Annotated in this window: 6 protein-coding genes; 3 read left to right on the forward strand and 3 right to left on the reverse strand. The window is 71.2% G+C overall.

Annotated elements, in window-relative coordinates; all coding sequences use genetic code 11:
• Positions 1-106: 106 nt before the first annotated feature.
• The 3 genes from AB0N89_RS16105 to AB0N89_RS16115 all read right to left on the reverse strand — a co-directional run bounded on the left by AB0N89_RS16105 (position 107) and on the right by AB0N89_RS16115 (position 2569).
• Positions 107-544, reverse strand: coding sequence for a PPOX class F420-dependent oxidoreductase (locus tag AB0N89_RS16105; RefSeq protein ID WP_364205012.1), 438 nt, complete (start codon positions 542-544; stop codon positions 107-109).
• Positions 544-1521: an RNA polymerase subunit sigma-70 gene (locus AB0N89_RS16110; protein ID WP_364205014.1), complete on the reverse strand. Its 978-nt coding sequence runs from the start codon at positions 1519-1521 to the stop codon at positions 544-546. The genes AB0N89_RS16105 and AB0N89_RS16110 overlap by 1 nt, the downstream gene beginning before the upstream one ends.
• Before the next feature lie 100 nt (positions 1522-1621).
• Complete coding sequence (locus AB0N89_RS16115) at positions 1622-2569, reverse strand: methionyl-tRNA formyltransferase (protein ID WP_364205015.1); 948 nt, start codon at positions 2567-2569, stop codon at positions 1622-1624.
• A 137-nt stretch (positions 2570-2706) separates the two neighbouring features.
• Here AB0N89_RS16115 and AB0N89_RS16120 point away from each other — a divergent pair, with 137 nt between their 5' ends.
• From AB0N89_RS16120 to AB0N89_RS16130, 3 genes are read left to right on the forward strand one after another with little or no spacing between them, the layout of a single operon-like run.
• Complete coding sequence (locus AB0N89_RS16120; RefSeq protein ID WP_364205016.1) at positions 2707-4050, forward strand: SidA/IucD/PvdA family monooxygenase; 1344 nt, start codon at positions 2707-2709, stop codon at positions 4048-4050.
• 31 nt (positions 4051-4081) lie between these two features.
• Entirely contained in the window at positions 4082-26356 is a 22275-nt protein-coding gene (locus tag AB0N89_RS16125) for a non-ribosomal peptide synthase/polyketide synthase (protein WP_364205018.1), read from the forward strand.
• Positions 26353-26562: an MbtH family protein gene (locus tag AB0N89_RS16130; protein WP_364205020.1), complete on the forward strand. Its 210-nt coding sequence runs from the start codon at positions 26353-26355 to the stop codon at positions 26560-26562. Before AB0N89_RS16125 ends, AB0N89_RS16130 begins: the two co-directional genes overlap by 4 nt.
• The last annotated feature ends 77 nt before the right edge of the window (positions 26563-26639 follow it).

Below are 26639 nucleotides of genomic sequence, written 5' to 3' on the forward strand. Positions count from 1 at the left end.
CAGTTCGTCGATGCTCCGCGCCTCCGGGATCATGTCGCGGGCGATGTAGGCCTCGATCCCCGAGGCTAACCCGAATCGCCACTCACGACCACCTGGACCGACGCGGTCAGCCGCCGACCTTCGCGATCGCCACGATGTTCTCCGGCCGCACCCGCACGATCACCTTCCCCGGCGACGTCGCGTAAGCCATCCAGCCCTCGATCGCCTCCGGCCCCGCCTCCCCGAGGTAGCGCTCGGCGATCGACGACGAACCCGCCCGGACGCCGTCGGGATCCGAAACGATCTCCGCGACACCCTCGACACTCACGAACGAGAACGGCGGACGCGGGTCGTCGGCGACCACCGAAACGCGCGGATTCTCCTTGAGCGCCTTGCCCTTGACGGTGTCCGCGCCCAGGTTGACCAGGATGTCGTCCCCGTCGACGGCGAACCAGACCGGGACCGCGTGCGGCCTCCCGTCCGGGCGGACCGTCGCGAAGACGGCGGTGCGGGTGCCTTCGGCGAGAAACGCGCGGCGCTGCTCGTCGGTCATGTTCTCGGGCATTACTTTCCCTCCAGAGTGGCGTCCAGGCCGAAAGCCGGGAACAGGTGGCTGTCGAACGTGGTGAACTCCGCGGCCTTGCCGTCGACGACACGGAGGACGTCGAGCTTGAAGCCGCGGAAGACGGTGTCGCCCGGGCGACGGAGGTAGGACGCGAACGCGGGCATCCGGTTGGCGTCGACCGCGACGGCGCGCCATTCACCCATCTCTTCGGCGATCCTGCCGTGCCGGGCGAGGTGTTCGAGGCCGATGTAGCAGTTCGGCTCCGGCGGCATCGTGTGGCGGACGTCGTCGCGGACGAGGCTGCTCATCGTGCTGAAGTCACCGCTGTCGTGGGCCTCGATGAGCCGGCGCACCAGTGCCCGTTCCTCTTCGGACGGCGCCTCCGCGACCTGCCATTCGCCGCGCTGCTGGGGGAGGCGTTCGCGCAGGGTCGCGCGGCCGCGCTGCAGGGCACTGTTGGCGGCGGGGACCGAGAGGTCGAGCAGGGCGGCGGTTTCGGCGGCCTGCCAGCCGAGCACGTCACGCAGGATCAGCACCGCGCGCTGCTGCGGCGGCAGCATCTGCAGGACCGCGAGGAAGGCGAGTTCGACGGTCTCCCTGGCGACGGCGAGCGCGTGCGGTTCGGCTTCGGACGGCGCGATCTCGTCCAGCAGGCGGTCCGGATACGGCTGGATCCAAGGGACTTCGGCGAACGAGCGCAGCGACGGCACGCGCCGTTCGTTCTTGCGGATCGCGTCGAGGCAGGCGTTGGTGGCGATCCGGTACAGCCACGCGCGGAAGTTCCCGCCGTCGAACGTGGCGAGCCCGCGCCAGGCGTTGAGCAGCGCCTCCTGGACGACGTCTTCCGCCTCGTCGAACGAGCCCAGCATCCGGTAGCAGTGGACGTGCAGCTCCCGGCGGTGCCGTTCGGTGAGCGCGGCGAAGGCGAGCTGGTCTCCCGCCTTCGCCGCGGCGACTGTCTCGTCCGTGTCGGTCATGGCGCCTCCCATCGAGTGTTCTTACCCGATGTAACGGCGCCCTTCGGCGGAACTCATCGGTCCCGCGATGACTTTTTTCGCGGGACCGCGAAACCGCAGGTCAGGGGCGGTCCGTGAGGTAGCCGCCCATGGTGCGGAAGTACTCGGTCGCGGCGAGCTCGGTGCCGTCCTCGGTCCGGACCCGCTCGATGACGAGCCCGTGCGACCGGCCGCGGCGCGCCTCGGGGCCCGCGACGATCACGACCCCCTCGCCCTCCCTGATGAAGATCCGGCCGGGGGTGCCGCCGTAGAGACCGGTCGACACCGAGGAGCGGACCACGCGCAGCTGCTTGCCGCGGTGGTGGGTGAACGCGTTGGGGTACGGGTCGGACTGCGCGCGCACCAGCCGCTCGATCTCCTCGGCGGGCCAGGACCAGTCGATGAGACTGTCTTCGAGGGCGCGCTTGTGGAAGAAGCTCGCCTTCGACCTGTCCTGTTTGACCGGGGTGAAGTTCCCCTTCGCGATCAGCTCGATGGCCTCGGTGGTGATCGGCTCGATGAGGTCGACGGTCCGGTGGAACAGGTCGGTGGTCGTGTCCTTCGGGCCGACCGCGACCGACCGCTGCAGCACGACGTCGCCCGCGTCGAGGTCGGCGTCCATCATGTGGGCGGTGAGCCCGACTTCCTTCTCGCCGTTGATGAGCGCCCAGATCAGCGGCGAGAAGCCGGCGTAGGCGGGCAGCAGCGAGTCGTGGACGTTGAGCGTGCCGTGGCGCGGCATCTCGAAGATCTCCGGCGGCAGCCAGGTGCGCCAGTTGTTGGCGACGATCAGGTCGAGATCGGCTTCCTTCAGCTCCGCCAGCAGTTCCGCGTCGTCGGGGCGCTGGCGCAGCAGCGCGCGGATCCCGTTGGCCTCGGCGAGGTCCGCGACCGAGTCGGACCAGATCTTCTCGTACGCGTGCTCACTCTTCGGGTGGGTGACGACGAGCGCGACGTCGTGGCCCGCGTCGATCAACGCACGCAGGGTGCGGTGTCCCCAGGTCTGGTATCCGAACATGGCGACCCGCATGGGACCGGCCTCCTCCTGGTCGAGGGATGAACATCACCACTGAAAGTACTAGTTGAGCCTCACCTAACTTAGGTTAGGGTTCCCTGGTCTTTGTAACGAAGTACCGAGATGCGGCTGAGCCGCGCAAGGGGTTCAAGATGGCACGAGCAGTGGTCGGTGAACGGGTTCCGGTCTACGACGTCGTCGGGGTCGGCTTCGGGCCCTCGAACCTGGCGCTCGCCATCGCGGTCACCGAGCACAACGCCGAGCCCGGAGCCGAGACCGTCACCGCCCACTTCCTCGAGCGCCAGCCCCGGTTCGGCTGGCACCGCGGGATGCTGATCGACAACGCCACCATGCAGGTCTCCTTCCTCAAAGACCTGGCGACCATGCGGAACCCGACGAGTTCCTTCAGCTTCCTGTCCTACCTGCACAGCAAGGACCGGCTGGTCGACTTCATCAACCATAAGAACCTGTTCCCCCTGCGGATCGAGTTCCACGACTACTTCGAATGGGCGGCGGAGAAGGTCGACGACCTGGTTTCCTATGGCACCGAAGTGCTTTCGGTCACGCCGGTGTTCGACGGCGACGAGGTCGCGTTCTTCGACGTCCACGCCCGGACCGACGGCGAGCTGGTGAACCTGCGCGCCCGCAACCTGGTGATGGGCACCGGGCTGCGGCCGAACCTCCCCGAAGGAGTGACGCCGGGTACCCGGATCTGGCACAACAGCGAACTGCTGCATCGCGTCGAGGGCATGGCCGCCGAGGAGCCGCGCCGGTTCGTCGTCGTCGGCGCCGGGCAGAGCGCGGCGGAGGTCAGCGCGCTGCTGCACGACCGCTTCCCGCGCGCCGAGGTGTGCGCGGTGTTCGCGCGGTACGGCTACAGCCCGGCCGACGACAGCGCGTTCGCCAACCGGATCTTCGACCCCGAGGCGGTCGGGCGGTTCTACGAGGCGCCGGAAGAGGTCAAGGACCGCTTGATGCGCTACCACGGCGCGACCAACTACTCGGCCGTGGACATCGACCTGATCGACGAGCTGTACCGGCGCATCTACCGCGAGAAGGTGCAGGGGATCGAGCGTCTGAAGCTGATCAACGTCTCCCGCCCCACCGAGGTCACCGACACCGGATCCGAGGTCCGGGTCGTCATCGAGGCGCTGGAGACCGGGGAACGGACCACGCTCGACGCCGATTTCGTCGTCTACGCCACCGGGTACAGCCCGGCGGACCCGACGCCGCTGCTCGGCGAACTCGCCACCGCCTGCGAACGCGACGACGAGGGCAGGCTCCGCGTCGAACGCGACTACCGGATCGTCACGGAACCGCCGCTGGACGGCGGGATCTACCTGCAGGGCGGCACCGAGCACACCCACGGCATCACGTCGTCGCTGCTGTCCAACACCGCGGTCCGGGTCGGCGAGATCCTCCAGTCCATTGTGGACCGACGGGCCGCCGGCGCGTCCAGGCCCGAGTACGCGGTGAGCGGCACCGGGCCCGCCTGACCAGCAGACGACGTTTCGCGCCCTTCGGACGGTGGAGGCAACCCCGATGAACCGCGGCTTTCCCCTGACCCCGGCACAGCAGGGGATCTGGTTCGCGCAGCAGCTCGACCCGGCCGATCCGGTCTACACGATCGGCTGGGTCGCGGAGCTGCGCGGCGACATCGATGTCGCCCGGTTGGGTGACGCCGTTCGGAGGGCGGTCGCGGAGGCCGAATGCCTGCACGTCACGGTCGAGCTGGACGGTGACACGCCGGTCCAGCGTCCGGCCACCCCCGGTGAGGTCGCCGTCCTCGACTTCACCGGCGAACCGGATCCGGAGCGCGCGGCCGACGAGTGGGCGCGGGCCGAACTGGCCGTGGTGACCGACCTCGGCCGGGGTCCGCTCACCGGGCACGCCCTGCTGATCCTCGCGCAGGACCGGGTCCGCTGGTTCCAGCGCTACCACCACCTGGTGATGGACGCGCACGGGCAGGCCGTCCTGACCCGTCGTGCGGCGGCGCTGTATTCGGGCTCCGCCGAAGAGGTCGCCTGGCCGCTCTCCGGGCTGGTCGAAGCGACCGATGAGGACGAGGCCGACCGCGCCTACTGGCTCGGCGAACTCGCGGGCAGGCCGAATCCGGTGCGCCTGCTCGGCCGCGCGTCGTCCGGCCCGATCCGGCTGCGGCGGCACTCGTGGGAGCTGCCCGCCGCCAAGACCGGCCGCCTGCGGAAGTTCGCGCTCGACGCGGGGACGCGGCTGTCGCGTGTCGCGATCGCCGCCGTGGCCGCGTACGCCCACCGCGTGACCGGCGCCGAAGACCTCGTCCTCGGCCTGCCGGTCACCGCGCGCACCACCCGCGCCCTGCGCGAACAGCCGGGCATGGTCTCCAACGTCCTGCCGCTGCGGCTGACCGTGCGACCCGAGACGACGCCGGCGCAGCTCGTGGCCCAGGTCGCGGAGAAGGTCTCCGCGCTGCTGGAGCACAGCCGGTACCGCGGTGAGGACCTCGCGCGCGAACTCGGCGCGAGCGGCGGGGTGCACGAACTCGTCGGGCTGAGCGTGAACTTCATGGCCGTGGACGGCGGACTCGCGTTCGGGGACGCGAACGCCACGGTGCGCAACCTCGAACTCGGCCCGATCAGCGACGTCGCCATCGCCGTGTACGACGCCGGTGAGGGCAAGGGCCTCCGGCTCGACTTCGACGCCGACGCGGCCGTGTCCACCGACGAGGAGCTCGCCGAGCACCGCCGCCGGTTCGCCGCCGTGCTGGACGCGCTGGTGGCGGGAGCCGGGCTGCCGCTGGCCGCGATCGACCTGCTCTCGGCCGGGGAACGGTCCCGGATGCTGGAGCTCGGGACCGCGGTGGCGGATTCACCCGAGGTGTCGTGGCCCGAGGCGTTCGACCGGGTCGTGGCGCGGAAGCCGCAGGCCGAGGCCGTCGTCTGCGAGGACGTCCGGCTGACCTACGCCGAGCTCGACGCCGCCGCCAACCGTCTCGCGCGCCTGCTGCGGCGGCGCGGTGTCGGCGACGAGGACGTCGTCGCCGTGGCGATGCCGCGCTCGGCCGATCTCGTCGTCGCGCTTCTCGGCGTCATGAAGGCCGGGGCCGCGTACCTCCCGCTCGACCTCGACCACCCCGAGGATCGCCTCGCGTACATGCTGTCCCACGCGGGAGCCGGCGTCGTGGTGTCCACAAAGGATGAAGCCGCGCAACTGCCGTCCGGGGTGGACGCCGAATGGGTCCTCCTCGACGATCCGGCCGTGGTCGCCGAGCTGGCGGGTCTCGACGCGTCCACTGTGGACGTCAGCGGGATCGCGCTGAACCAGGCCGCGTACGTCATCTACACGTCGGGCTCCACGGGCAGGCCAAAGGGTGTCGTCCTGTCCCACGACGGGATCGGCAGCCTGATCAGCACGGCGACCGAGCGGATCGGCATCCGCGAAGGCAGCCGGGTGGTGCAGTTCGCCTCGACCGGGTTCGACGTGACGGTCTGGGACCTGGTCATGTCCCTGTGCGTCGGCGGGACGCTGATCGTGGTGCCGTCGCACCGCCGCGTCGCGGGTGTCGAACTGACCGGTTATATCGCCGCCAACGCGGCGACGCACATGATCCTGCCGCCGTCGCTGGTCGCGGCGCTGCCGCCGGACTGCGAACTGCCGAAGGGCGCGGTGCTGATCGTCGGGACCGAGACCGTCCCGCCGGAACTGATCGCGCGCTGGGCCGAAGACCTGAGGGTCGTCGCCGCGTACGGGCTCACGGAAGCGACGGTGAACTCGACGCTGTGGGCGGCCGAGCCCGGCTGGACCGGGCCGATCCCGATCGGCAGGCCGGATCCGAACACCCGCTGCCATGTCCTCGACACCGCGCTGCGGCCGGTCCCGGCCGGCGTCGAGGGGGAGTTGTACGTCGGCGGCCGCGGTCTCGCGCGGGGCTACGCCGGACGCCCTGGGCTGACGGCGGAACGGTTCGTCGCCGACCCGTTCGCGGGCGGTGGTGCGCGGATGTACCGCACCGGCGACCGGGTCCGCTGGCGCGCGGACGGGAACCTCGACTTCCTCGGCCGCACCGATCACCAGGTCAAGATCCGCGGGTTCCGGATCGAACCGGGGGAGATCGAGTCCGCGCTCGCCGCGTACCCGGGCGTCGAGCGGATCGCCGTCGTGCCGCGCGAGGTCAAGCCGGGGGACCGGCGACTCGTGGCGTACGTCGTCCCGGAGTCCGGCGGGTCGCCGTCGCTGCCGAAGGACCTGCGCGCCCACGCGGAATCGGCGCTGCCACACTACATGGTGCCGTCGGCGTTCGTGGCGCTCGACCGGCTGCCGATCATGCCGAACGGCAAGCTGGACCGCACCGCGTTGCCCCTGCCCGATTTCGGCGCCGCCGCCACCGGCCGCGAGCCGCGCACCGAGCGGGAACGGATCCTGTGCGACGTCGTCGCGCGGGTGCTGGGGCTGGCCTCGGCCGGTGCCGACGACGACTTCTTCGGTCTCGGCGGCGACAGCATCCTGTCCATCCGGCTGGTGCTCGGCGCCGCGAAGCGCGGTCTCGCCATCACGCCCCGGCAGGTGTTCCAGCACCGGACTCCCGAGGCTCTCGCCGCCTGTGCGGGGACCATCGCGGCCGAGTCCACTGTGTCCGCCGTGTCCACTGTGGACGAGCGGCCGCTGCTGGAGCTGACCGACACCGAACGCGCGTCGTTCGCCGAGTACGCCGACGTCCTGCCGGTGACCCCGCTGCAGGAAGGCTTCTTTTTCCACGCGGAGTTCGAAGGCGGCGCGGCCGCCGACATCTACACGGTGCAGGAGGTGCTGGACCTCGAAGGCGACGTCGACGCCGACGCGCTGCGCCGGTCCGCGCAGGCCCTGCTGGACCGGTACTCGTCGCTGCGGTCCGGTTTCCGGCAGCTCGACGGCGGCCAGGTCGTCCAGACGGTGAGCCGGCACGCCGGACTGCCGTGGCGTGAAGTGACCGCCGAGGACGCCGCGGAAGCCTTCGAGGCCGATCGCGCGCGCCGGTTCGACTTCGCGCGGCCGCCCTTGCTGCGTGCGACCTTCGTCCGGACCGGCGAAGACAGCGCCAAGCTGGCCCTCACGTTCCACCACATCGTCGCCGACGGCTGGTCGGTCGTGGTGCTCCTGCGCGAACTGCTGGCGGGATACGCGGGAACGGACGCTCCGCGCCCGGAGCCGGACACCCGCGCGGACCACCTGCGGCGGCTCGCGGCGCGCGATCACGAGGTTTCCCGGGAAGCGTGGCGGACCGCGCTGTCCGGGGTGGACGAACCCACCCGGCTGATCGACGGACAGGGCACGGCCGCGAGACGGCCGTCGCGAGTCCACCTCGATCTCGGTGAGCGGGCCACGGCGGGGCTCGCCGCCATGGCGCGCGCGCACGGCCTCACCCTCGGCACCGTCCTGCACGGCGCTTGGGGACTTCTCCTCGGCGGGCTCACCGGCCGGGACGACGTCCTGTTCGGCAGTACGGTCTCGGGCCGCGACACCGGAGCCGACGGCCTCGAAACGGCGGTCGGCCTGTACATCAACACCGTGCCGGTGCGGCTGCGCTGGTCCCCGGCCGAGACCGTCGCCGCCGTGCTGCGGCGGTTGCAGGACGAGCAGGCGGCCTTGCTGGACCACCAGCACCTCGGTCTCGGTGAGCTCCAGCGCGTCGCCGGCGTCGGGCAGGACGACCTGTTCGACACCCTCGTGGTCGTCGAGAACTTCCCGCGTGACGACGAGCGCGCGTCCGAGACCCTCCGCCTCACCGGCGTCGAGGTCACCGACGCGGTGCACTTCCCGGTCGCGCTGATCGCGACCCCGGGCGACGATCTGGCGTTCAGCCTCAAATTCGACGCCGCCCGGATCGACGCGGTCGTGGCCGGGCAGCTCGCGGAACGGTTCGCGCGGCTGCTGGAGACGCTCACCGCGAACCCCCGCCTGCCTGTCGCCGCCGTCGATCTGCTCTCGCCCGCCGAACGCGGCCGCCTCGCCGACCTCAACGCGACCTCGCATCCGGTGCCCGAGCGGACGCTGGCCGGGGCTTTCGCCCAGCAGGTCGCCAGGACGCCGTCCGCGACCGCGGTGGTGTTCGAGGACACGGAACTGTCCTATGCGGACCTCGACGCTCGCGCGGAGCTGCTGGCCCGCGAGCTGCGTTCGCTGGGTGCGGGTCCCGACGAGATCGTGGCCGTCGCCGTGCCGAGGTCGGCCGAGCTGATGGTCGCGCTCCTGGCCGTTCTCAAGTCCGGGGCCGCCTACCTGCCGATCGACCTCGACTACCCGGCCGACCGGCTCGAATTCATGCTCACCGATTCCGGTGCCCGGCTCGTGATCTCCGAACCCGGGACGGCCTCGCGGATTCCCTCCGTCGCCGGGCTGGCACAGGTCTCCGTGCTCGGCGACCACGCCGTCGAGGACGTCCAGGGCGTGGCGGCCGGGCCGGACGACGCGGCCTACCTGATCTACACCTCCGGCTCGACCGGGCGGCCGAAGGGCGTGGCCGTCACGCATCGCGCGATCGTCAACCGGCTCGCGTGGATGCAGCACGAGTACCGGCTCACGGCCTCGGATCGCGTGCTGCAGAAGACGCCGTCGAGTTTCGACGTGTCCGTCTGGGAGTTCTTCTGGGCGCTGTGCGAAGGCGCGACGGTGGTGCTGGCCGAACCGGACGGCCACCGCGATCCCGCGTACCTCGCGCGGCTGATCCGGGAGCGGGGGATCACCACCCTGCACTTCGTCCCGTCGATGCTCGCCGCGTTCCTCGGCAGCGAGCCCGCCCCCGGCGATCTCGGGTCGCTGCGCCGGGTGTTCTCCAGCGGTGAGGCGCTGACCGGCGAGACCGTCGCGCGCTGGCGGTCACTCACCGGTGTCCCGCTGCACAACCTCTACGGCCCCACCGAGGCCGCCGTGGACGTGACCTTCTTCGACACTGACAGCGCCGACGGCGCGGGTGTCCCCATCGGACGCCCGGTGTGGAACACGCGGACACACGTCCTCGACGGCTGCCTCCGCCCGGTGCCCGACGGCGTGGCGGGCGAGCTGTACCTCGCCGGTGTCCAGCTGGCCCGCGGGTACCACGGACGGCCCGGCCTGACCGCCGAACGCTTCGTCGCCGACCCGTTCGGCGAACCCGGACAGCGGCTGTACCGCACCGGTGACCTCGTCCGGCGCCGCGCGGACGGCGAGATCGAGTATCTCGGGCGCACCGACCGCCAGGTGAAGATCCGCGGCAACCGGATCGAACTCGGCGAGATCGAAGCCGTCCTCGCCACGCAACCGGGCGTCACGGCCGCCGCGGTCGTGGCGAAGGACGGCGCGTTGGTCGGCTACGTGGCCGGTGGCGCGGATCCGGAGCGGCTGCGAGCCGCGGTGAGCGAGGCACTGCCCGCGCCGATGGTCCCGTCCTCGTTCGTGGTCCTCGACGAGTTCCCGCTGACGCCCAGCGGAAAGCTCGACGTCCGGGCCTTGCCCGCGCCGGTGATCGGCGAGACCGCCGCCGCGCCGGAGAACGAGCGGGAACGTGCCCTCGCGCGGATCTTCGCGGACGTCCTCGGCCTCGACGCCGTCGGTGCCCACGGCGACTTCTTCCTGCTGGGCGGCGACAGCATCTCGTCGATCGCCGTGTCGAGCCGCGCCCGGCGAGCCGGGTTCGAGCTGAGCCCCAAGGACGTCTTCGAACTCCGGACCCCGGCCGCGCTCGCCGCCACCGTCACGCCGGCCGAGCCGGTGCCCGACGCCGATGGCATCGGCGCGCTCCCGCTCCTGCCCGAAATGCTCCGTCTCCGGGAACTGGGCGACGCCGTCCAGCCGGAGTCCGTGCTGCTGACCCTGCCGTCCGGAGCCGACGTCGAGACGCTCGCCGCCGCGGTGCAACTCGTGCTCGACCATCACGACGGCCTGCGGCTCGCGCTCTCGCGGATCGCGTCGGTGCTGTGGTCGCTCGAAATTCGTCCACAAGGGACGGTTCAGGCCGCTGACCTGCTTCGTCACGCGACCGGGTCCGTCGAGGACGAACACAGGTCCGCCGTGGAGAGGCTGACGGACAACCTGCTGCAAGCCGTCTGGTTCGACGAACCGGGCAGGCTGCTCCTGGTCGCGCATCCGGTCCTGCTGGACGCCCGGAGCCTGACGATCCTGTCCGCCGACCTCGCGATCGCCTGGGAAGCCGTGATCGGAGGCCACCCGCCGGTGTTCACGCCGGTACGAACCTCGCTGCGGACCATCGCGCGCCGCATCACCGAAGCGGCGCAGGATCCCGCCCTGCTCGGCGAAATCGAGCACTGGGCCGGGACGTTGGCGCCCGGCGCCGCCGAGCTCCCCGCCGGCGGCGAAGTCACCGAACGCCGGATCACCCTGTCCGCCGAAGAGACGCGGACGCTCGTCGGACCCCTGCCGTCCGCCGTGAACGGTGACGTGACCGACGTGCTCCTGACGGCACTGAAAGCCGCCGTAGACGGCGACCTCCTCGTCGATCTCCATGGCCCGGTGGACACCTCGGACACCGTCGGCGCGCTGACATCCGTCCGCCCCGTGCGGATCACCGCGACCGGCGAGCCGCTCGCGATGCTCAAGGCGGTCAAGGAGACCGTCCGGAAGACGCCCGGGGGCTACGGCACGCTCCGCTATCTCGATGTCCAGACCGGTCCGCTGCTCGCCGGGCTCGCGAAGCCTCGGATCGCGCTGCGCTACGACGGCCGGATCCCGGCCGGACCGGGCGACTGGCAGGTCGTCGGCTACCCGGCGGCGCCCCCGGCGGGCGACCACGTCCTGCGGATCGGCGTCGCCTGCGAGGACACCGAAGACGGGCCGAGGCTGACGGCGACGTTCGCCGGACCGGCCGGAGAACTCGCCGACCGCTGGGTCGCCGCGGTGCGCGACCTGGCGGCGGCGGATCTCGGGAAGCCGGTGGGGCTCACGCCGTCCGACCTCGAACTGGTGTCGCTGACCCAGGAGGAGATCGCCCGCGTCGAGCGGTCCAGCCCGGTGCCGGTCGCCGACGTCTGGCCGCTGTCACCGCTGCAGGAAGGCCTGTTCTTCCACTCCAGCTACAACTCCGACCGGGTCGACATCTACACCATCCAGGAGGTGATCGACTTCGATCACCGCCTGGACGCCGGGCGCCTCCGCGAAGCGGTGTCCGCGCTGCTCCGCCGGATCCCCAGCCTCGGCGCCGGGTTCACCAGCGAGGGACTGCGCGGACCGGTCCAGTTCGTCGCTGCCGAGATCGAACCACCACTGTCCGAAGTGGACCTATCGGACCTGCCCGAAGTCGAACGGCAGGCCAAGCTCGACGAACTGATGGCCGAGGACCGCGCGACGCGGTTCGACCTCGGTGCCCCGCCGCTGTTCCGGCTGAAACTGGTCCGGCTGGCGGACGGGCGCGACCGCGTGGTGCTGAACCGGCACCTGCTGCTCTGGGACGGCTGGTCCGCCTGGCTGTTCATCGAGCAGCTGTTCGCGCTGTACGACCTCGGCGGGGACGACCGGGCACTGCCCGCGGCCGGGTCCTATGTGGAGTTCCTCCGCTGGCTGGACCGGCAGGACATCGAGGCCGCCACGGAAGCGTGGCGCGAGGCGCTGTCCGGCCTCGCCGAACCGACCGTCATCGGGCCGGAAGGCCGCGATCTGGTCCCGGCCACCCCGGTCAACCTGGACACCGTCCTTCCCGGCGACCTCAGCCGAGGGCTGCGTGAGCAGGCCCGTCGCCACGGCCTGACCGTCAACTCCGTGCTCAACGCAGCCTGGGGCCTGGTCCTGTCGACCATGACCGGACGGCACGACGTCGTGTTCGGCGCGGCGGTCGCGGGCAGGCCCGCCGCCGTGCCCGACATCGAAAACACCATCGGCCTGTTCCTCAACACCGTGCCCACCCGGGTGCGGCTCGACGCGGCCGAATCCGTTCTGGACCTGGTGCGGCGCCTGCAGTCCGAGCGGATGGACCTGACCCCGTACGAGTTCATGAGCCTCGGCGTCCTGCAACGCGAAGCCGGGCATCGGGTCCTGTTCGACACGCTCTTCGTGCTGCGCAACGCGGACGGCGACGAACGGCGTGACGGTCTCCGCCACCGGCACGGCATCACCGATCTCCTCAACATCGACGCGACGCACTACCCGTTGACGCTGGTGGTGACGCCGGGCGAGGAAATCCGGATCACGCTGTCCTACCGGGACGACGTGATCGACGCCGCTGAGGCCGCGTCCGTGCTGGGCCGGTTCACCTCGCTGGTCACGCAGATCGTCGAGGACCCGGCGAAACCGGTCGCCGCGCTCGCGACGGTGTCCGAGGAGGACCGCGCCGCCCTGGAGGCGGGCTGGGCGGAGGCCGAGCACCCGGTCATCGAGGACACGATCGCGGACCTGCTGGCCGCCCAGGCCGAGCGAACGCCTGACGCGACGGCCGTGGTGTTCGGCGACGAACAGCTGACCTACGCCGGACTCGACGCGCGGATCAACCGGATGGCCCGGCTGCTGCTGGCGAAGGGCGCCGCGCCGGAGCAGGTGATCGCGCTCGGCCTGCCGCGGTCGATCGACATGGTCGTCGCGCTGTTCGCCGTGCTGCGGACCGGCGCCGCGTATCTGCCGCTGGAACTCGACTACCCGGCCGACCGGCTCGCGGTGATGCTGGAAGACGCCGCGCCGCTCTGCCTGGTGTCCACAAAGGACGTATCGGCGACGCTGTCCGACGCCACGCCTCGCGTCCTCGTCGACGACCACGAAGACAGGGCGTTCGGCGACGGCCCGATCTCCGACGCAGAACGCCCGTTGTTCGCGCGAGGCCGCGCGGGCCGCCTGGAACACCCGGCCTACGTCATCTACACGTCGGGCTCCACGGGCAAACCCAAGGGCGTCGTCACGCCGTACCGCGGCCTGACGAACATGCAGCTCAACCACCAAGGCGCCATCTTCGCGCCGGCCATCGCGGCCGCGGGCGGACGGCGGCTGCGGATCGCGCACACCGTGTCGTTCGCCTTCGACATGTCCTGGGAAGAGCTGCTCTGGCTCGTCGAGGGACACGAGGTCCACGTCTGCGACGAGGAACTGCGGCGCGACGCGCGGGCGCTGGTGGCGTACTGCGACGAGCACGAGGTCGACGTCGTCAACGTGACGCCGACGTACGCCCACCTGCTGATCGAGGAAGGCCTTCTGGAGGGACACCGGCCCGCGCTCGTCCTGCTCGGCGGCGAGGCCGTGTCGGAATCGGTGTGGAACCGGCTGCGGGACACCGAGGGCACCTACGGCTACAACCTGTACGGCCCCACCGAGTACACGATCAACACCCTCGGCGGCGGTACGACCGACAGCGGCACCCCGACCGTCGGCAAGCCGATCTGGAACACCCGCGCCTACATCGTCGACGCCTGGCTCCGTCCGGTCCGTGACGGCGTCGCGGGCGAGCTCTACATCGCGGGCGAGGGGCTGGCCCGCGGCTACCTCGGCCGTCCCGGCCTGACCGCGGAACGGTTCGTCGCCGACCCGTTCGTCCCCGGGGGCGGGCGGATGTACCGCACCGGCGACCTGGTGCGCCGTCGCGAAGACGGGAACCTCGACTTCCTCGGCCGCACCGACGACCAGGTCAAGATCCGCGGCTACCGCGTCGAACTCGGGGAGATCGAGACCGCGCTCAGCCGGTACCCGGAGGTCGCGCAGGCCGCCGTCATCGCGCGCCCGGACCCGTCGGCGCCCGGGCTGCTGCGGCTCATCGGCTACGTCGTCCCGGCCGAACTGAGCGGGGACGCGCGGGCCGAGGCGGAGGCCGACCAGGTCGGCGAGTGGCAGCAGATCTACTCCGACGAGTACACCGAGATCCCGACCGCGCTGTTCACCGAGGACTTCGCGGGCTGGGACTCCAGTTACGACGGCGACCCGATCCCGCTGGAGCACATGCGGGAATGGCGGCAGGCGACCGTCGACCGGATCGCCGAGCTGAAGCCGGGACGGGTGCTGGAGATCGGCGTCGGCACCGGTCTGCTGATGGGGCAGATCGCGCCACTCGCCCGGGAGTACTGGGGCACCGACCTCGCCGCGCCGGTGATCGCGAAGCTGAACCGCGAGCTGGACCAGGACCCGGAGCTGGCGGCCAAGGTGACCCTGCGCGCCCAGCCGGCGCACGTGTTCGACGGCCTGCCCGCCGGACGGTTCGACACGATCGTGATCAACTCCGTCATCCAGTACTTCCCGAGCGTCGACTACCTGACCGACGTCGTCACGAAGGCGGTCGGGCTGCTCGCGCCCGGCGGCGCGCTGTTCGTGGGCGACGTCCGGAACCTGCGGCTCGCCCGCGCCTTCCACACCGCGATCCAGCTGACCCGCGCCGACGCGACCTCCGACGTCGCCCAGGTGCGGCGCGCGATCGAACGCGGGGCCGCGCTGGAGAAGGAACTCCTGATCGACCCGGACTACTTCACCGCGCTCGCGCGGCGGCTGCCGGAGGTCGCCGCGCAGGTCCGGATCAAACGGGCCCGGCTGCACAACGAACTGAGCCGGTACCGCTACGACGCGGTCCTGGTCAAGGAACCGGCCGAAACGTTGTCCGTCGCGCAGGCGCCGCGCCTGTCGTGGGACGAGGTCGGCTCCCTAGCCGTGTTGGGGGAGCGGCTCACCGGTGCGGAAACGCTGCGCGTGAGCCGGATCCCGGACGCCCGGCAGGCTCCCGAGGTCGAGGCGACCCGGGCGCTGGACGCCGGGGCGCCGCTCATCGACGTCCTGGACCTGTTCCGCGCCCCCGCCGGGATCGAGCCCGACGACGTGCACGAGCTCGGGGACCGGCTCGGCTTCCGGGTGCACTGCACCTGGTCGGCCGACGGCGCGTTCGAGGCCGTGTTCGTCCACAACGGACAGCCGGAGGCGCTGGTCACGGGTGTGCACCAGCCGGTTTCGGTCGGTGCCAACCTGGCCAAATACGCCACGAGCCCGACAGCCGCGCGAGGCGGCGGTGAACTGGTGCAACGCCTGCGGGACAGGCTCAAGACGGAACTGCCGGACTACATGGTTCCGGCGGCCTTCGTCACGCTGGGCGCCCTGCCGCTGACCGACAACGGCAAGCTCAACACGCGGGCGCTGCCGGAAGCCGATCAGGCGGTGCGGCTCGCCGAAAGCCGTCCGGCCGAGACCGCCGCGGAGGAGACGCTGTGCGCGCTCTTCGCCGAGGTCCTCGGGCTGGACGGGGTCGGCGTCGAGGACAACTTCTTCGACCTCGGCGGCCATTCGCTGCTCGCCACCCGGCTCATCAGCCGCGCGCGGACCGAACTCGGCGCCGAACTGGCCATCCGTGACCTGTTCGAGGCGCCCACGGTCGCCGAGCTGGCCGCTCGCGCGGGCGGCGGCGAACCGGCTCGGCCGCCGGTGGTCCGCGTCGCACGTCCGGAACGGATCCCGCTTTCGGCGGCTCAGCGTAGCCTGTGGCTCGTCGACCGGATGGAAGCGAACGCGGTCGCCTACAACTTCCCGCTGACCTTCCGGTTGCGGGGCGGCCTTGATCTCGGCTCCCTCCGGCTGGCGCTGGGCGACGTCCTCGACAGGCACGAGGTGCTGCGGACCGTCTTCGACGAGCACGATGGTGAGCCCTGCCAGCGTGTTCTCGGCACGCCGGAGATCCCGTTCGCCGTCGAGGAGTGCGACGAGGCGGGCCTGGACGCCCGGATCGCCTCGCTTTCGAGAGCGCCGTTCGACCTCGCCCGGGAGATCCCGGTCCGGCTGCGGGTGCTGCGGCTCGGCGACGGCGACCAGGTGATCTCGCTGGTCCTGCACCACAGCGCGACCGACGAATGGTCCGACCGTCCGTTACTGGGCGATCTGACCTCCGCGTATCAGGCCCGGATCGCCGGTGAGAGTCCTGTGTGGACGGACCTTCCGGTGCAGTACGCCGACTTCGCTCTGTGGCAGAAGGACTTCCTCGACCAGCGCGGCGCCGATCAGGTCGCGTTCTGGGCCGGCGCCTTGCGCGGAGCGCCCGACGAGCTGACGTTGCTGCTGGATCGCCCGCGGCCGCTCCACCCGACCGGCAAGGGCGCAAAGGTGCGATCCCCGCTCTCCGGGGAGCTGGCGTCCGCCGTGCGCGAGCTGGCGGCGAAAGCGGGAGCGAGCCCGTTCATGGTGCTTCAGGCGGCGGTGGCCGCGTTGCTGCACCGGACCGGCGCCGGGGACGACATCCCGCTGGGCGCCCCGATCGCGGGACGCACCGACGCGGCGCTCGACGATCTCGTCGGATTCTTCGTCAACACGCTCGTGCTGCGGACCGATCTCTCCGGCGAGCCGACGTTCGCCGCGCTGCTGGACAGGGTGCGCGAGGCCGATCTCGCCGCGTTCTCGCAGGGCGACCTGCCGTTCGAGCGTGTCGTCGAGGAGCTGAACCCGCCCCGCGTGCCGGGGCGCAACCCGCTGTTCCAGGTGATGGTGGGCTATCACCGGCAGGCCGGCGCCCACGACGTGCTCGGCCTGCCCGCCGAGTGGTTCGAGATGGACACCGGCATGGCGAAGTTCGACCTGCACTTCACGATGGTCGACGACGGGACCGCCGCCACGCTGATGCTGGAGTACGCCGAGGACCTCGCCGACGAGACGACCGCCGTGCGCCTGCTGGCCCGGCTCACGTCCCTGCTGGAACAGGCCACGGCCCGGCCGGACCGGCCGCTCGCGGTGCTCGACGTCCTCGTCGGCGACGAACTCGCGCGGGTGACCGAGTGGAACCGCACCGCTCGCGACGTCCCGGCCGCGACGGTGCCGGAGTTGTTCGAGGCGCAGGTGGCGCGGACTCCGGACGCTCCCGCTGTGGTGTTCGAAGGCGAGGAGCTGTCGTATGCCGAGTTCGACGCGCGGGCGAATCGGCTGGCGCGGTGGCTGGTCGAGCGGGGTGTGGGTGCGGAGTCCGTGGTCGCGGTGTCGCTGCCGCGATCTCTTGATCTGGTCGTCGCGCTGTACGCCGTGCACAAGGCCGGCGGGGCTTACCTGCCGATCGACCGTGACTATCCGGCGGATCGCGTCGCGTTCATGCTCGAAGACGCCGCTCCCGCGGTGGTACTCGACGAGTTACCTGACCTCGACGGCTACTCGGGCGAGAACCTGGGCAGGGTTGTAGATCCAGCATCGCCCGCCTACGTGATCTATACGTCGGGTTCGACTGGGCGCCCGAAGGGTGTCGTGGTGCCGCATTCGGGGATCGTGAACCGGTTGTCGTGGATGCAGGACGAGTACGGTCTGACGTGCGAAGATCGTGTGTTGCAGAAGACGCCGTCGAGTTTCGACGTGTCGGTGTGGGAGTTCTTCTGGCCATTGATCACCGGCGCGACACTCGTGGTCGCGAAACCCGAGGGCCACAAGGACCCGGCGTACCTCGCTGAACTGATCCGCACCGCCGGGATCACCACCGTCCACTTCGTCCCGTCGATGCTCGCCCTGTTTCTGGAGACGGCGGACTGCACGGGATTGCGCCGGGTGATCTGCAGCGGCGAGGCACTGCCGTCGGAACTGGCCGCTCGCGTCGACGTCCCGCTGCACAACCTCTACGGCCCGACCGAAGCGTCGGTCGACGTGACGGCGTGGCGGGCCGGTGCCGAGATCACGCCGTCCGTCCCGATCGGGCGTCCGGTGTGGAACACACGGACCTACGTGCTGGACGCCCGGCTCGCCCCGGTCCCGCCGGGTGTCCCGGGTGAGCTCTACCTCGCGGGCGTCCAGCTGGCGCGCGGGTACCTCGCCCGGCCGGGGCTGACCGCCGAGCGGTTCGTCGCCGATCCGTTCGGCGGTCCGGGGGAGCGGATGTACCGCACCGGGGACGTCGCGCGCTGGTCGGACGACGGCGTCCTGGAGTTCCTGGGCCGCGTCGACGACCAGGTGAAGATCCGCGGCTTCCGGGTCGAACTCGGCGAGGTCGAGGCCGCGTTGACGGCGTCGGGGTCCGTCACGCGTGCCGTGGTCGTCGCTCGCGAAGAGCGGCTGATCGCCTACATCGTCGGGTCCGACGACGGACTGCGGGACGCGGTCGCGGCGAAGCTCCCCGAGCACATGGTGCCGTCGGCGTTCGTCGTGCTCGACGAGATCCCGCTGACCCCGAACGGCAAACTCGACCGCAAGGCCTTGCCCGCGCCCGAGTTCGCGACCACCGAAGGCCGCGAGCCCCGGAACGCGCGGGAAGAAGCCCTGTGCGCGCTGTTCGCCGACGTGCTCGGCGTCGAGCGGGTCGGGATCGACGACGGGTTCTTCACCCTCGGCGGGCATTCACTGCTGGTGATGCGCCTGGTCAGCCGGATCTCGGCGACCCTGGACGCCACGGTGTCGGTCCGCGACGTCTTCGACGCCCCGACCGTCGCGGGGCTGGCCGAGCGGCTCGCGGAACCGGCGGCCCGGCCGGTTCTCGGCGCGGGGACCCGGCCGGACGTGCTGCCGCTTTCGCCCGCGCAGCAACGCTTGTGGTTCCTGTATCGGCTCGAAGGCGTCACGCCCACCTACAACATCCCGCTCGCCTGGCGTCTGCACGGCGAACTGGACGCGGGAGCTCTGCGTGCGGCGCTCGGAGACATCGTCGAGCGGCACGAAACACTCCGGACCGTGTTCGTCGAGGAAGGCGACGTCGTCGCGCAGCGGATCCTCACCGACGCGCGCCCGGACGTCGTGTTCGCCGAGGCCGACGATCTGCCGGCGCAGCTGTCCGCCGAGGCCGGGCGCGGGTTCGCCCTCGACGAGGAACTCCCGATCCGGGCCACGGTCTTCGCCTTGTCGCCGCGGGAGCACGTCCTCCTGCTGGTGCTGCACCACGTGGCGACGGACGAAGGCTCGCAAGAACCGCTGATGGCCGACCTGGCCACGGCGTACGAGGCGCGCCTGGCGGGTGTTGCTCCACAGTGGACAGACTTGGCGGTCCAGTACGCGGACTACGCCTTGTGGCAACGGGAACTGCTCGGGTCGGCGGCTTCCGGGCACCTCGAGTTCTGGCGGGAAGCCCTGGCGGGCCTGCCGGACGAGCTGGCGCTCCCTTCGGACCGGCCGCGCCCGGCCGAGACGAGCCACCGCGGCGGTCTCGTCACGTTCCCGATCGACGCCGTGCTGACCGAGCGCCTGCGCGAGGTGGCGCGACGGCACGACGTCAGCATGTTCATGCTGGCGCAGGCCGCGGTCGCGGTGCTGCTGCACCGGCTCGGGGCCGGGGACGACATCCCGCTCGGCTCGCCGAGCTCCGGCCGCACCGACGAACGGCTGGAGCCGCTGGTCGGGTTCTTCGTGAACTCGCTCGTGCTGCGCACCGACCTGTCCGGTGACCCGGCGTTCGCCGAGCTGCTGTCGCGGGTGCGGGCGACGGATCTCGCCGCCTTCGAGCACCAGGACCTGCCCTTCGAGCGACTGGTCGACGCGGTCAATCCGGAGCGCTCGCTGGCCAGGCATCCGTTGTTCCAGGTGATGGTGGTCTACCTGCCCGAAGCCGGCGGCGGGCCCGCGTTGCCCGGCCTGAGTGCGGAGCAGGAGCCCTTCGCCCAAGGCGTCGCCAAGTTCGACCTCGAATTCGGGTTCCTGGAGAACGCGGACGGGATCTCGGGCGCGATCGAGTACAGCGCGGATCTGTTCGACCACGCCACGGCCGAAGGGTTCGCACGGCGCCTGGTCGCCGTGCTGGAGCAGGTGGCCGCCTATCCTGCGGTCCAGGTCGGGGCGTTCGACATCCTCGACGACGACGAACGCGCGCTGCTCTCGCGCTGGAACGACACGGCGCACGACTTCCCGGCGACGACTTTGCCGGAGTTGTTCGAGGCGCAGGTGGCGCGGACTCCGAATGCTCCCGCTGTGGTGTTCGAGGGTTCTGAGCTGTCATATGCCGAGTTCACTGCGCGGGCGAATCGCTTGGCGCGGTGGCTGGTCGAGCGGGGTGTGGGTGCGGAGTCCGTGGTCGCGGTGTCGCTGCCGCGGTCGCTCGATCTGGTCGTCGCGCTGTACGCCGTGCACAAGGCGGGCGCGGCGTATCTGCCGCTCGACACGGACTATCCGGCCGACCGGCTCGCGTTCATGCTCGAAGACGCCGCTCCCGTGGTGGTGCTCGACGAGTTACCTGAACTGGACGGCTACTCGGGCGAGAACCTGGGCAGGGTTGTAGATCCAGCATCGCCCGCCTACGTGATCTATACGTCCGGTTCGACTGGGCGCCCGAAGGGTGTCGTGGTGCCGCATTCGGGGATCGTGAACCGGTTGTCGTGGATGCAGGACGAGTACGGTCTGACGTGCGAAGATCGTGTGTTGCAGAAGACGCCGTCGAGTTTCGACGTGTCGGTGTGGGAGTTCTTCTGGCCGCTGATCACCGGCGCGACGCTCGTGGTCGCCAAACCGGACGGTCACCGCGATCCGCGGTACCTGGCGGAGCTGATCCGCGACCAGCGGATCACGACCCTGCACTTCGTCCCGTCGATGCTGGAAGCGTTCCTCGCCGAGGAACCCGGCTGGCACGACGTCCGCCGGGTCCTGTGCAGCGGCGAGGCGCTGCCGCCGGAACTGGCGGCGCGCGTCGACGTCCCGCTGCACAACCTCTACGGGCCGACCGAGGCCTCGGTCGACGTGACCTCGTGGGAAGTCGTCGACGACACCGTCCCCATCGGACGGCCGGTGTGGAACACCCAGGTCCACGTGCTGGACGCCCGTCTGCGCCCGGTTCCGCCGGGCGTGACCGGCGAGCTGTACCTGGCGGGCGCGCAACTCGCGCGCGGCTACCTCGGCCGAGCCGGGCTGACCGCCGAACGGTTCGTGGCCGACCCGTTCGCGGCGGGGGAGCGGATGTACCGCACGGGCGACCTCGCGCGGTGGCGTGCCGACGGCGCGCTCGACTACCTCGGCCGGGCCGACGACCAGGTCAAGCTGCGCGGGTTCCGGATCGAGCTCGGCGAGATCGAGTCCGTGCTCTCCGCGCGTGTGGTCTTGAGGGAAGGCAGGCTCGTCGCTTATCTGGCGGGAGAGGCCGACGTCGAGGAAGCCCGGCGGCTGGCCGAGGCGGCCCTGCCGGAGTACATGGTGCCGTCGGCGTTCGTCGTGCTGGACGCGTTCCCGTTGACTCCCAACGGGAAACTCGACCGCAAGGCGCTGCCGGCCCCGCAGTTCGCGGTCTCCGGCGACGCACCGCGGACTCCGCGCGAAGAGCTGCTCGCGTCGCTCGTCGCCGGCGTCCTCGGGCTGGAGAAGGTCGGCGTCCACGACGACTTCTTCCGCCTCGGCGGGGACAGCATCGTCGCGATGCAGCTGGTCGGCCGGGTGCGGAGCGCCGGGCTGCTGCTCAGCCCGCGTGACGTCTTCCGGCACCGGACCGTCGCGGCACTCGCCGAGGTCAGCTCGGTGCGGCTCGACGCGCCCGCGTCGCCGAGCGGGAAGCCGTTGGTGGAGCTCGACGCGGGCGAACGCGCGGAGATCCTCGACGTCGCGCCGGACACGGCCGAGGTGTGGCCGCTGACGCCGTTGCAGGCCGGGCTGCTCTTCCACGCGACGATGGACGGCGACGGGCCCGACGTCTACACCGTCCAGGTGTCCTTCGACCTCGATGGACCGCTCGACCCGGGCCGGTTGCGCGACGCCGCCCAGGCACTCGTCGATCGGCACGCCGTCCTGCGCACGGGCTACCGCTACCTCGCGTCCGGCCGTCCGGTCGCGCTGGTGGCGCGTTCGATCACGGCGCCCTGGCGGTTCGCGGAGCCGGCGGACGCCATCGAGGCGGAGATGACCCACGACCGGCGCCGGTTCGACCCGGCGTCCGCGCCGGTGCTGCGGTTCCTGCTGCTGGCCCTGCCGGACGGACGGCACCGGCTGGTGTTCACCCACCAGCACGTCCTGCTCGACGGCTGGTCGGTGCCGCAGTTGTTCGCGGAACTGTCCCAGCTGTACGCCAGCACCGAACTGGCACCGGCCCGTCAGTACCGCGACCACCTCGGCTGGCTCCGGGAGCAGGATCGGGCGGCGGCGGAAACCGCTTGGCGGCACGCGCTCGCCGGGCTGGCCGAGCCGACGCATCTCGTCCCGCACGACCCGCAGCGGATCCCGGCGCTCCCGGAACGCCTGTCCCTGGAGCTGCCGGAGCAGGCCACCGGCGCGCTGGCCGACCTCGCGCGCTCACGCGGGCTGACGCTGAACACCCTCGTCCAGACCGCGTGGAGCATCGTGCTCGGCAGGCTGACCGGGCGGTCGGACGTCGTGTTCGGCGCGACGGTCGCCGGGCGTCCACCCGAGCTGGCCGGGGTTGAGCGGATGATCGGCCTGTTCATCAACACGATCCCGGTGCGGATCGCGGTCGACCCCGCCGAGAAGCTGGGCGCGCTGCTCGACCGGGTCCAGGACCAGCAGTCCGGCCTGCTGGCACACCAGCACTTGGGGCTCGCCGACATCCAGCGTGGCGCCGGGCTGGGGGAGCTGTTCGACACCCTCATGGTGTTCGAGAGCTACCCGGGCGCGGAGGAGGACGAGACCGGCGCAGGGTTGCGCGGGGAGATCGTCCGGCACGAGGACTCCACGCACTACCCGCTCACGTGGGCGGTGGAACCCGGCGTGCGGCTGAAACTCACCGCCGAGTACCGCTCCGACCTGTTCGACGCGGGTCTGCCGGAGCGGCTTCTGCCCGCGATGGAACAGGTGCTCACGGCGATGGTGTCCGATGTGGACGCTCCGGTCGGCAGGGTCGGCATCCTGTCCGAGGCGGACCTCGGCCTGATCGTGCGGGAGTGGAACGATACGGCGCTCGACGTCGCACCGGCCACCGTGGCCGGTCTGTTCGAGGATCAGGTGCGGCGTTCGCCCGGTGCGACGGCGGTGGTGTCCGGCGAGGTGGCCTGGTCGTTCACCGAGCTGAACGAACGCGCCAACCGGCTCGCGAGGGCGCTGGTCGCCCACGGGATCGGCCCGGAGGACTTCGTCGCCTTGGCGCTGCCGCGTTCGGCGGACGTCCTGCTGGCGATCCTCGCGGTGCACAAGGCGGGCGCGGCGTACCTGCCGCTCGACCCGGACCACCCGGCGGACCGGCTGGCCGCGATGCTCGCCGACGCGCGGCCCAAGGCGATCCTGACCGAGCCCGAGTTGCTGGAGTCGTTGCCCCGCAACGAGATCGAGACGCTGGTGTTGTGCGCGCTCGTCACCGAGGACCGGCCGGCGCACGACCTCGCCGACCGGGATCGCGTCCGCCCGCTCGGCTCGGAACATCCCGCTTACGTGATCTACACGTCGGGTTCGACCGGGACGCCGAAGGGGGTCGTCGTCCCACATCGCGGGGTGGTGAACCTGTTCCACAGTCATCGCGCCACGCTGCACCGGCCCGCGGCCGAAGCGACCGGCAAGCCGCATCTGCGGGTGGGGCACGCCTGGTCGTTCTCCTTCGACGCCTCCTGGCAGCCGCAGCTGTGGCTGCTCGACGGGCACGCCGTGCACGTCGTGGACGAGGAGACCCGGCGCGACCCGGAACTGCTGGCCGCGATGATCGAACGGGACGGCTTCGACTTCATCGAGGTCACGCCGTCGTTCTTCGCGCAGATGGCGGAAGCCGGTCTGCTCGACGGCGACCGGTGCCCGCTGGCCGTGATCGGTGTCGGCGGCGAAGCGGTGCCCGAGAGTCTCTGGCGTCGCCTGGCGACCTTGGACGGGACCGAGGCCTTCAACCTGTACGGACCGACAGAGTCCACAGTGGACGCTTTGGTCGCGCGGATCGGTGACAGTGAGCAGCCGCTGGTCGGCAGGCCGGTCGCGAACACCCGCGCCTACGTGCTGGACGCGGCGCTGCGGCCGGTGCCGCCCGGGGTCACCGGCGAGCTGTACCTCGCCGGTTCCGGTCTCGCCCGCGGCTATCTCGGGCGGGCGGCACTGACGTCGGAGCGGTTCGTGGCGGATCCGTTCGGTCCGGCCGGTGCCCGGATGTACCGCACCGGCGACCTCGCCCGCTGGACCGCGGACGGGCGCCTGGACTTCGGCGGGCGTGCCGACGACCAGGCGAAGATCCGCGGTTTCCGGGTCGAACCGGGCGAGATCGAAGCCGTGCTCGAACGGCACGACGACGTCGCGCAGGCCGTCGTCCTCGTGCGTGAGGACCGCCCGCGGGTCAAGCAGCTGGTGGCCTACGTGGTGTCCACTGTGGACCGCGCGGAGCTGCGGCGGTTCGCTGCCGGGACGCTGCCGGAGTACATGGTCCCGGCGGCGTTCGTCACGCTCGACGCGCTTCCCAAGCTGTCCAACGGGAAGCTGGACCGCAAGGCGCTGCCCGCGCCGGACTACGCCGAGCTGGCCGGTGGACGGGCGCCCGAGACCGCGTCCGAGAAGGCGTTGTGCGCGCTCTTCGCGGAGGTGCTCGACGTGCCGGAACTCGGCGCCGACGACGACTTCTTCGCCCTCGGCGGGGACAGCATCGTCGCGATGCGGCTGGTCGGCCGGGCCCGCGCGGCCGGGCTGAAGATCACGCCGCACGAGGTGTTCGCGCGCCGGACGGTCGCGGCGCTGGCCGAGGTCGCCGAGAGCCTGGAAGACGACGGCGCCATCGCGCTCACGCCGATCATGCACGCCCTCCGTGAACTCGGCGGGCCGATCGCGGGTTATCACCAGGCGGCGCTGCTCCAGACGCCGTCCGGGATGACCGGCGAGCAGCTGAAGACCGTGCTCGGCGCCGTGGTCGACCGGCACGACATGCTGCGTGCGCGGCTCGACCGGTCGGTGGACGGCTGGGCGTTGCGGGTGCCAGAGTCCGTCGACGTCCACATCGAACGCGTCGAAGCCGGCGGCGAGTGGTCCGCGCTGATCCAGCAGCACGCGGAGCCGACGCGGTCCCGTCTGGACCCGGACGCCGGCGTGATGCTGAGCGCCACCTGGTTCGACGCGGGCTCGGCCGGGCCCGGGCGGTTGCTGCTGATGATCCATCACCTGGCCGTCGACGGCGTCTCGTGGCGGATCCTGTTGCCGGACCTCGCGTCCGCGTGGGAGTCGGTCGCTCGCGGCGAGGTGCCGGAGCTGCCCGCGGTGGACACGTCGTTCCGGCGGTGGTCGCGAGCGCTGTCCACTCAAGACCGCGGCGGCGAGCTGGATCGGTGGAAGTCGGTGCTGGGCGGTGCGGATCCGCTCGTGCTGGACCGGGCACTCGACCCGGCTCGGGACGTCCTGGGAACGGTGCGGAAGCTGTCGCTGACACTGCCCGCCGAGCGGACGGCGCCCCTGCTGTCGCGGGTGCCGTCGGCGTTCGGGGCGACGATCAACGACGTCCTGCTCACCGGGCTCGCGCTCGCCGTCGCCCGGTGGCGCCGCGACGAGGGACGGGCGGTCTTGGTCGACGTCGAAGGGCACGGCCGCGAAGAGGAACTGGCCGGGGGCGCGGACCTTTCGCGGACGGTCGGCTGGTTCACCAGTGTCGTCCCGGTGTGCCTGGACCTGGGCGACCTCGATCTGGACGACGCGTTCGCCGGCGGGGCCGCCGCCGGTGTCGCGCTCGAACGGGTCAAGGCGCATCTCGGCGGGCTGCCGGACGGCGGGATCGGGCACGGTCTGCTCCGGTACCTCGACCCGCGGAGCGGGCCTGAACTCGCGAAGTTCGCGAAGCCGCAGATCGAGTTCAACTATCTCGGCCGGATCGGTGTCCCCGAAGCGACCGACTGGTCGTACGCGGCGGAAGCGGAAGCGGCCGAAATCGGTGCGGACGAACGTATGCCGGTCTCGCACGTGCTGACGATCAACGCCCTGACGGAGGACCGCCCCGGCGGCCCCGAACTGGGCGCGCAGTGGTCCTGGCCGGAAGCCGTGCTGACCGAAGAGTCGGTACGGGATTTGGCGGAGGACTGGTTCACCGCGCTGGACGCGCTCGCCCGCCGAGCTGATTCATCGGATACACCAAAGGAGAACAAGGCATGACGAATCCGTTCGAGAACCCCGACGGCACGTATCTGGTGCTGGTCAACGACGAGGGGCAGCACAGCCTGTGGCCCGAGTTCGTGGAGGTCCCGGCGGGCTGGACCACGAAGTTCGGCCCGGCCTCGCGTCCCGAGTGCCTGGACTACGTCGAGACCCACTGGACGGACCTGCGGCCGGTGTCGCTCGTCAAGGCGATGGAGTCCTGACCGGCTCGCTCGTCAAGTCCGTGAAGGCCTCCTTGAGGGACCCAGAGTCCCTCAAGGAGGCCTTCACGGACTTGCGT

The organism is Amycolatopsis sp. NPDC089917 (assembly GCF_040684635.1).
Classification (GTDB): Bacteria; Actinomycetota; Actinomycetes; order Mycobacteriales; family Pseudonocardiaceae; genus Amycolatopsis.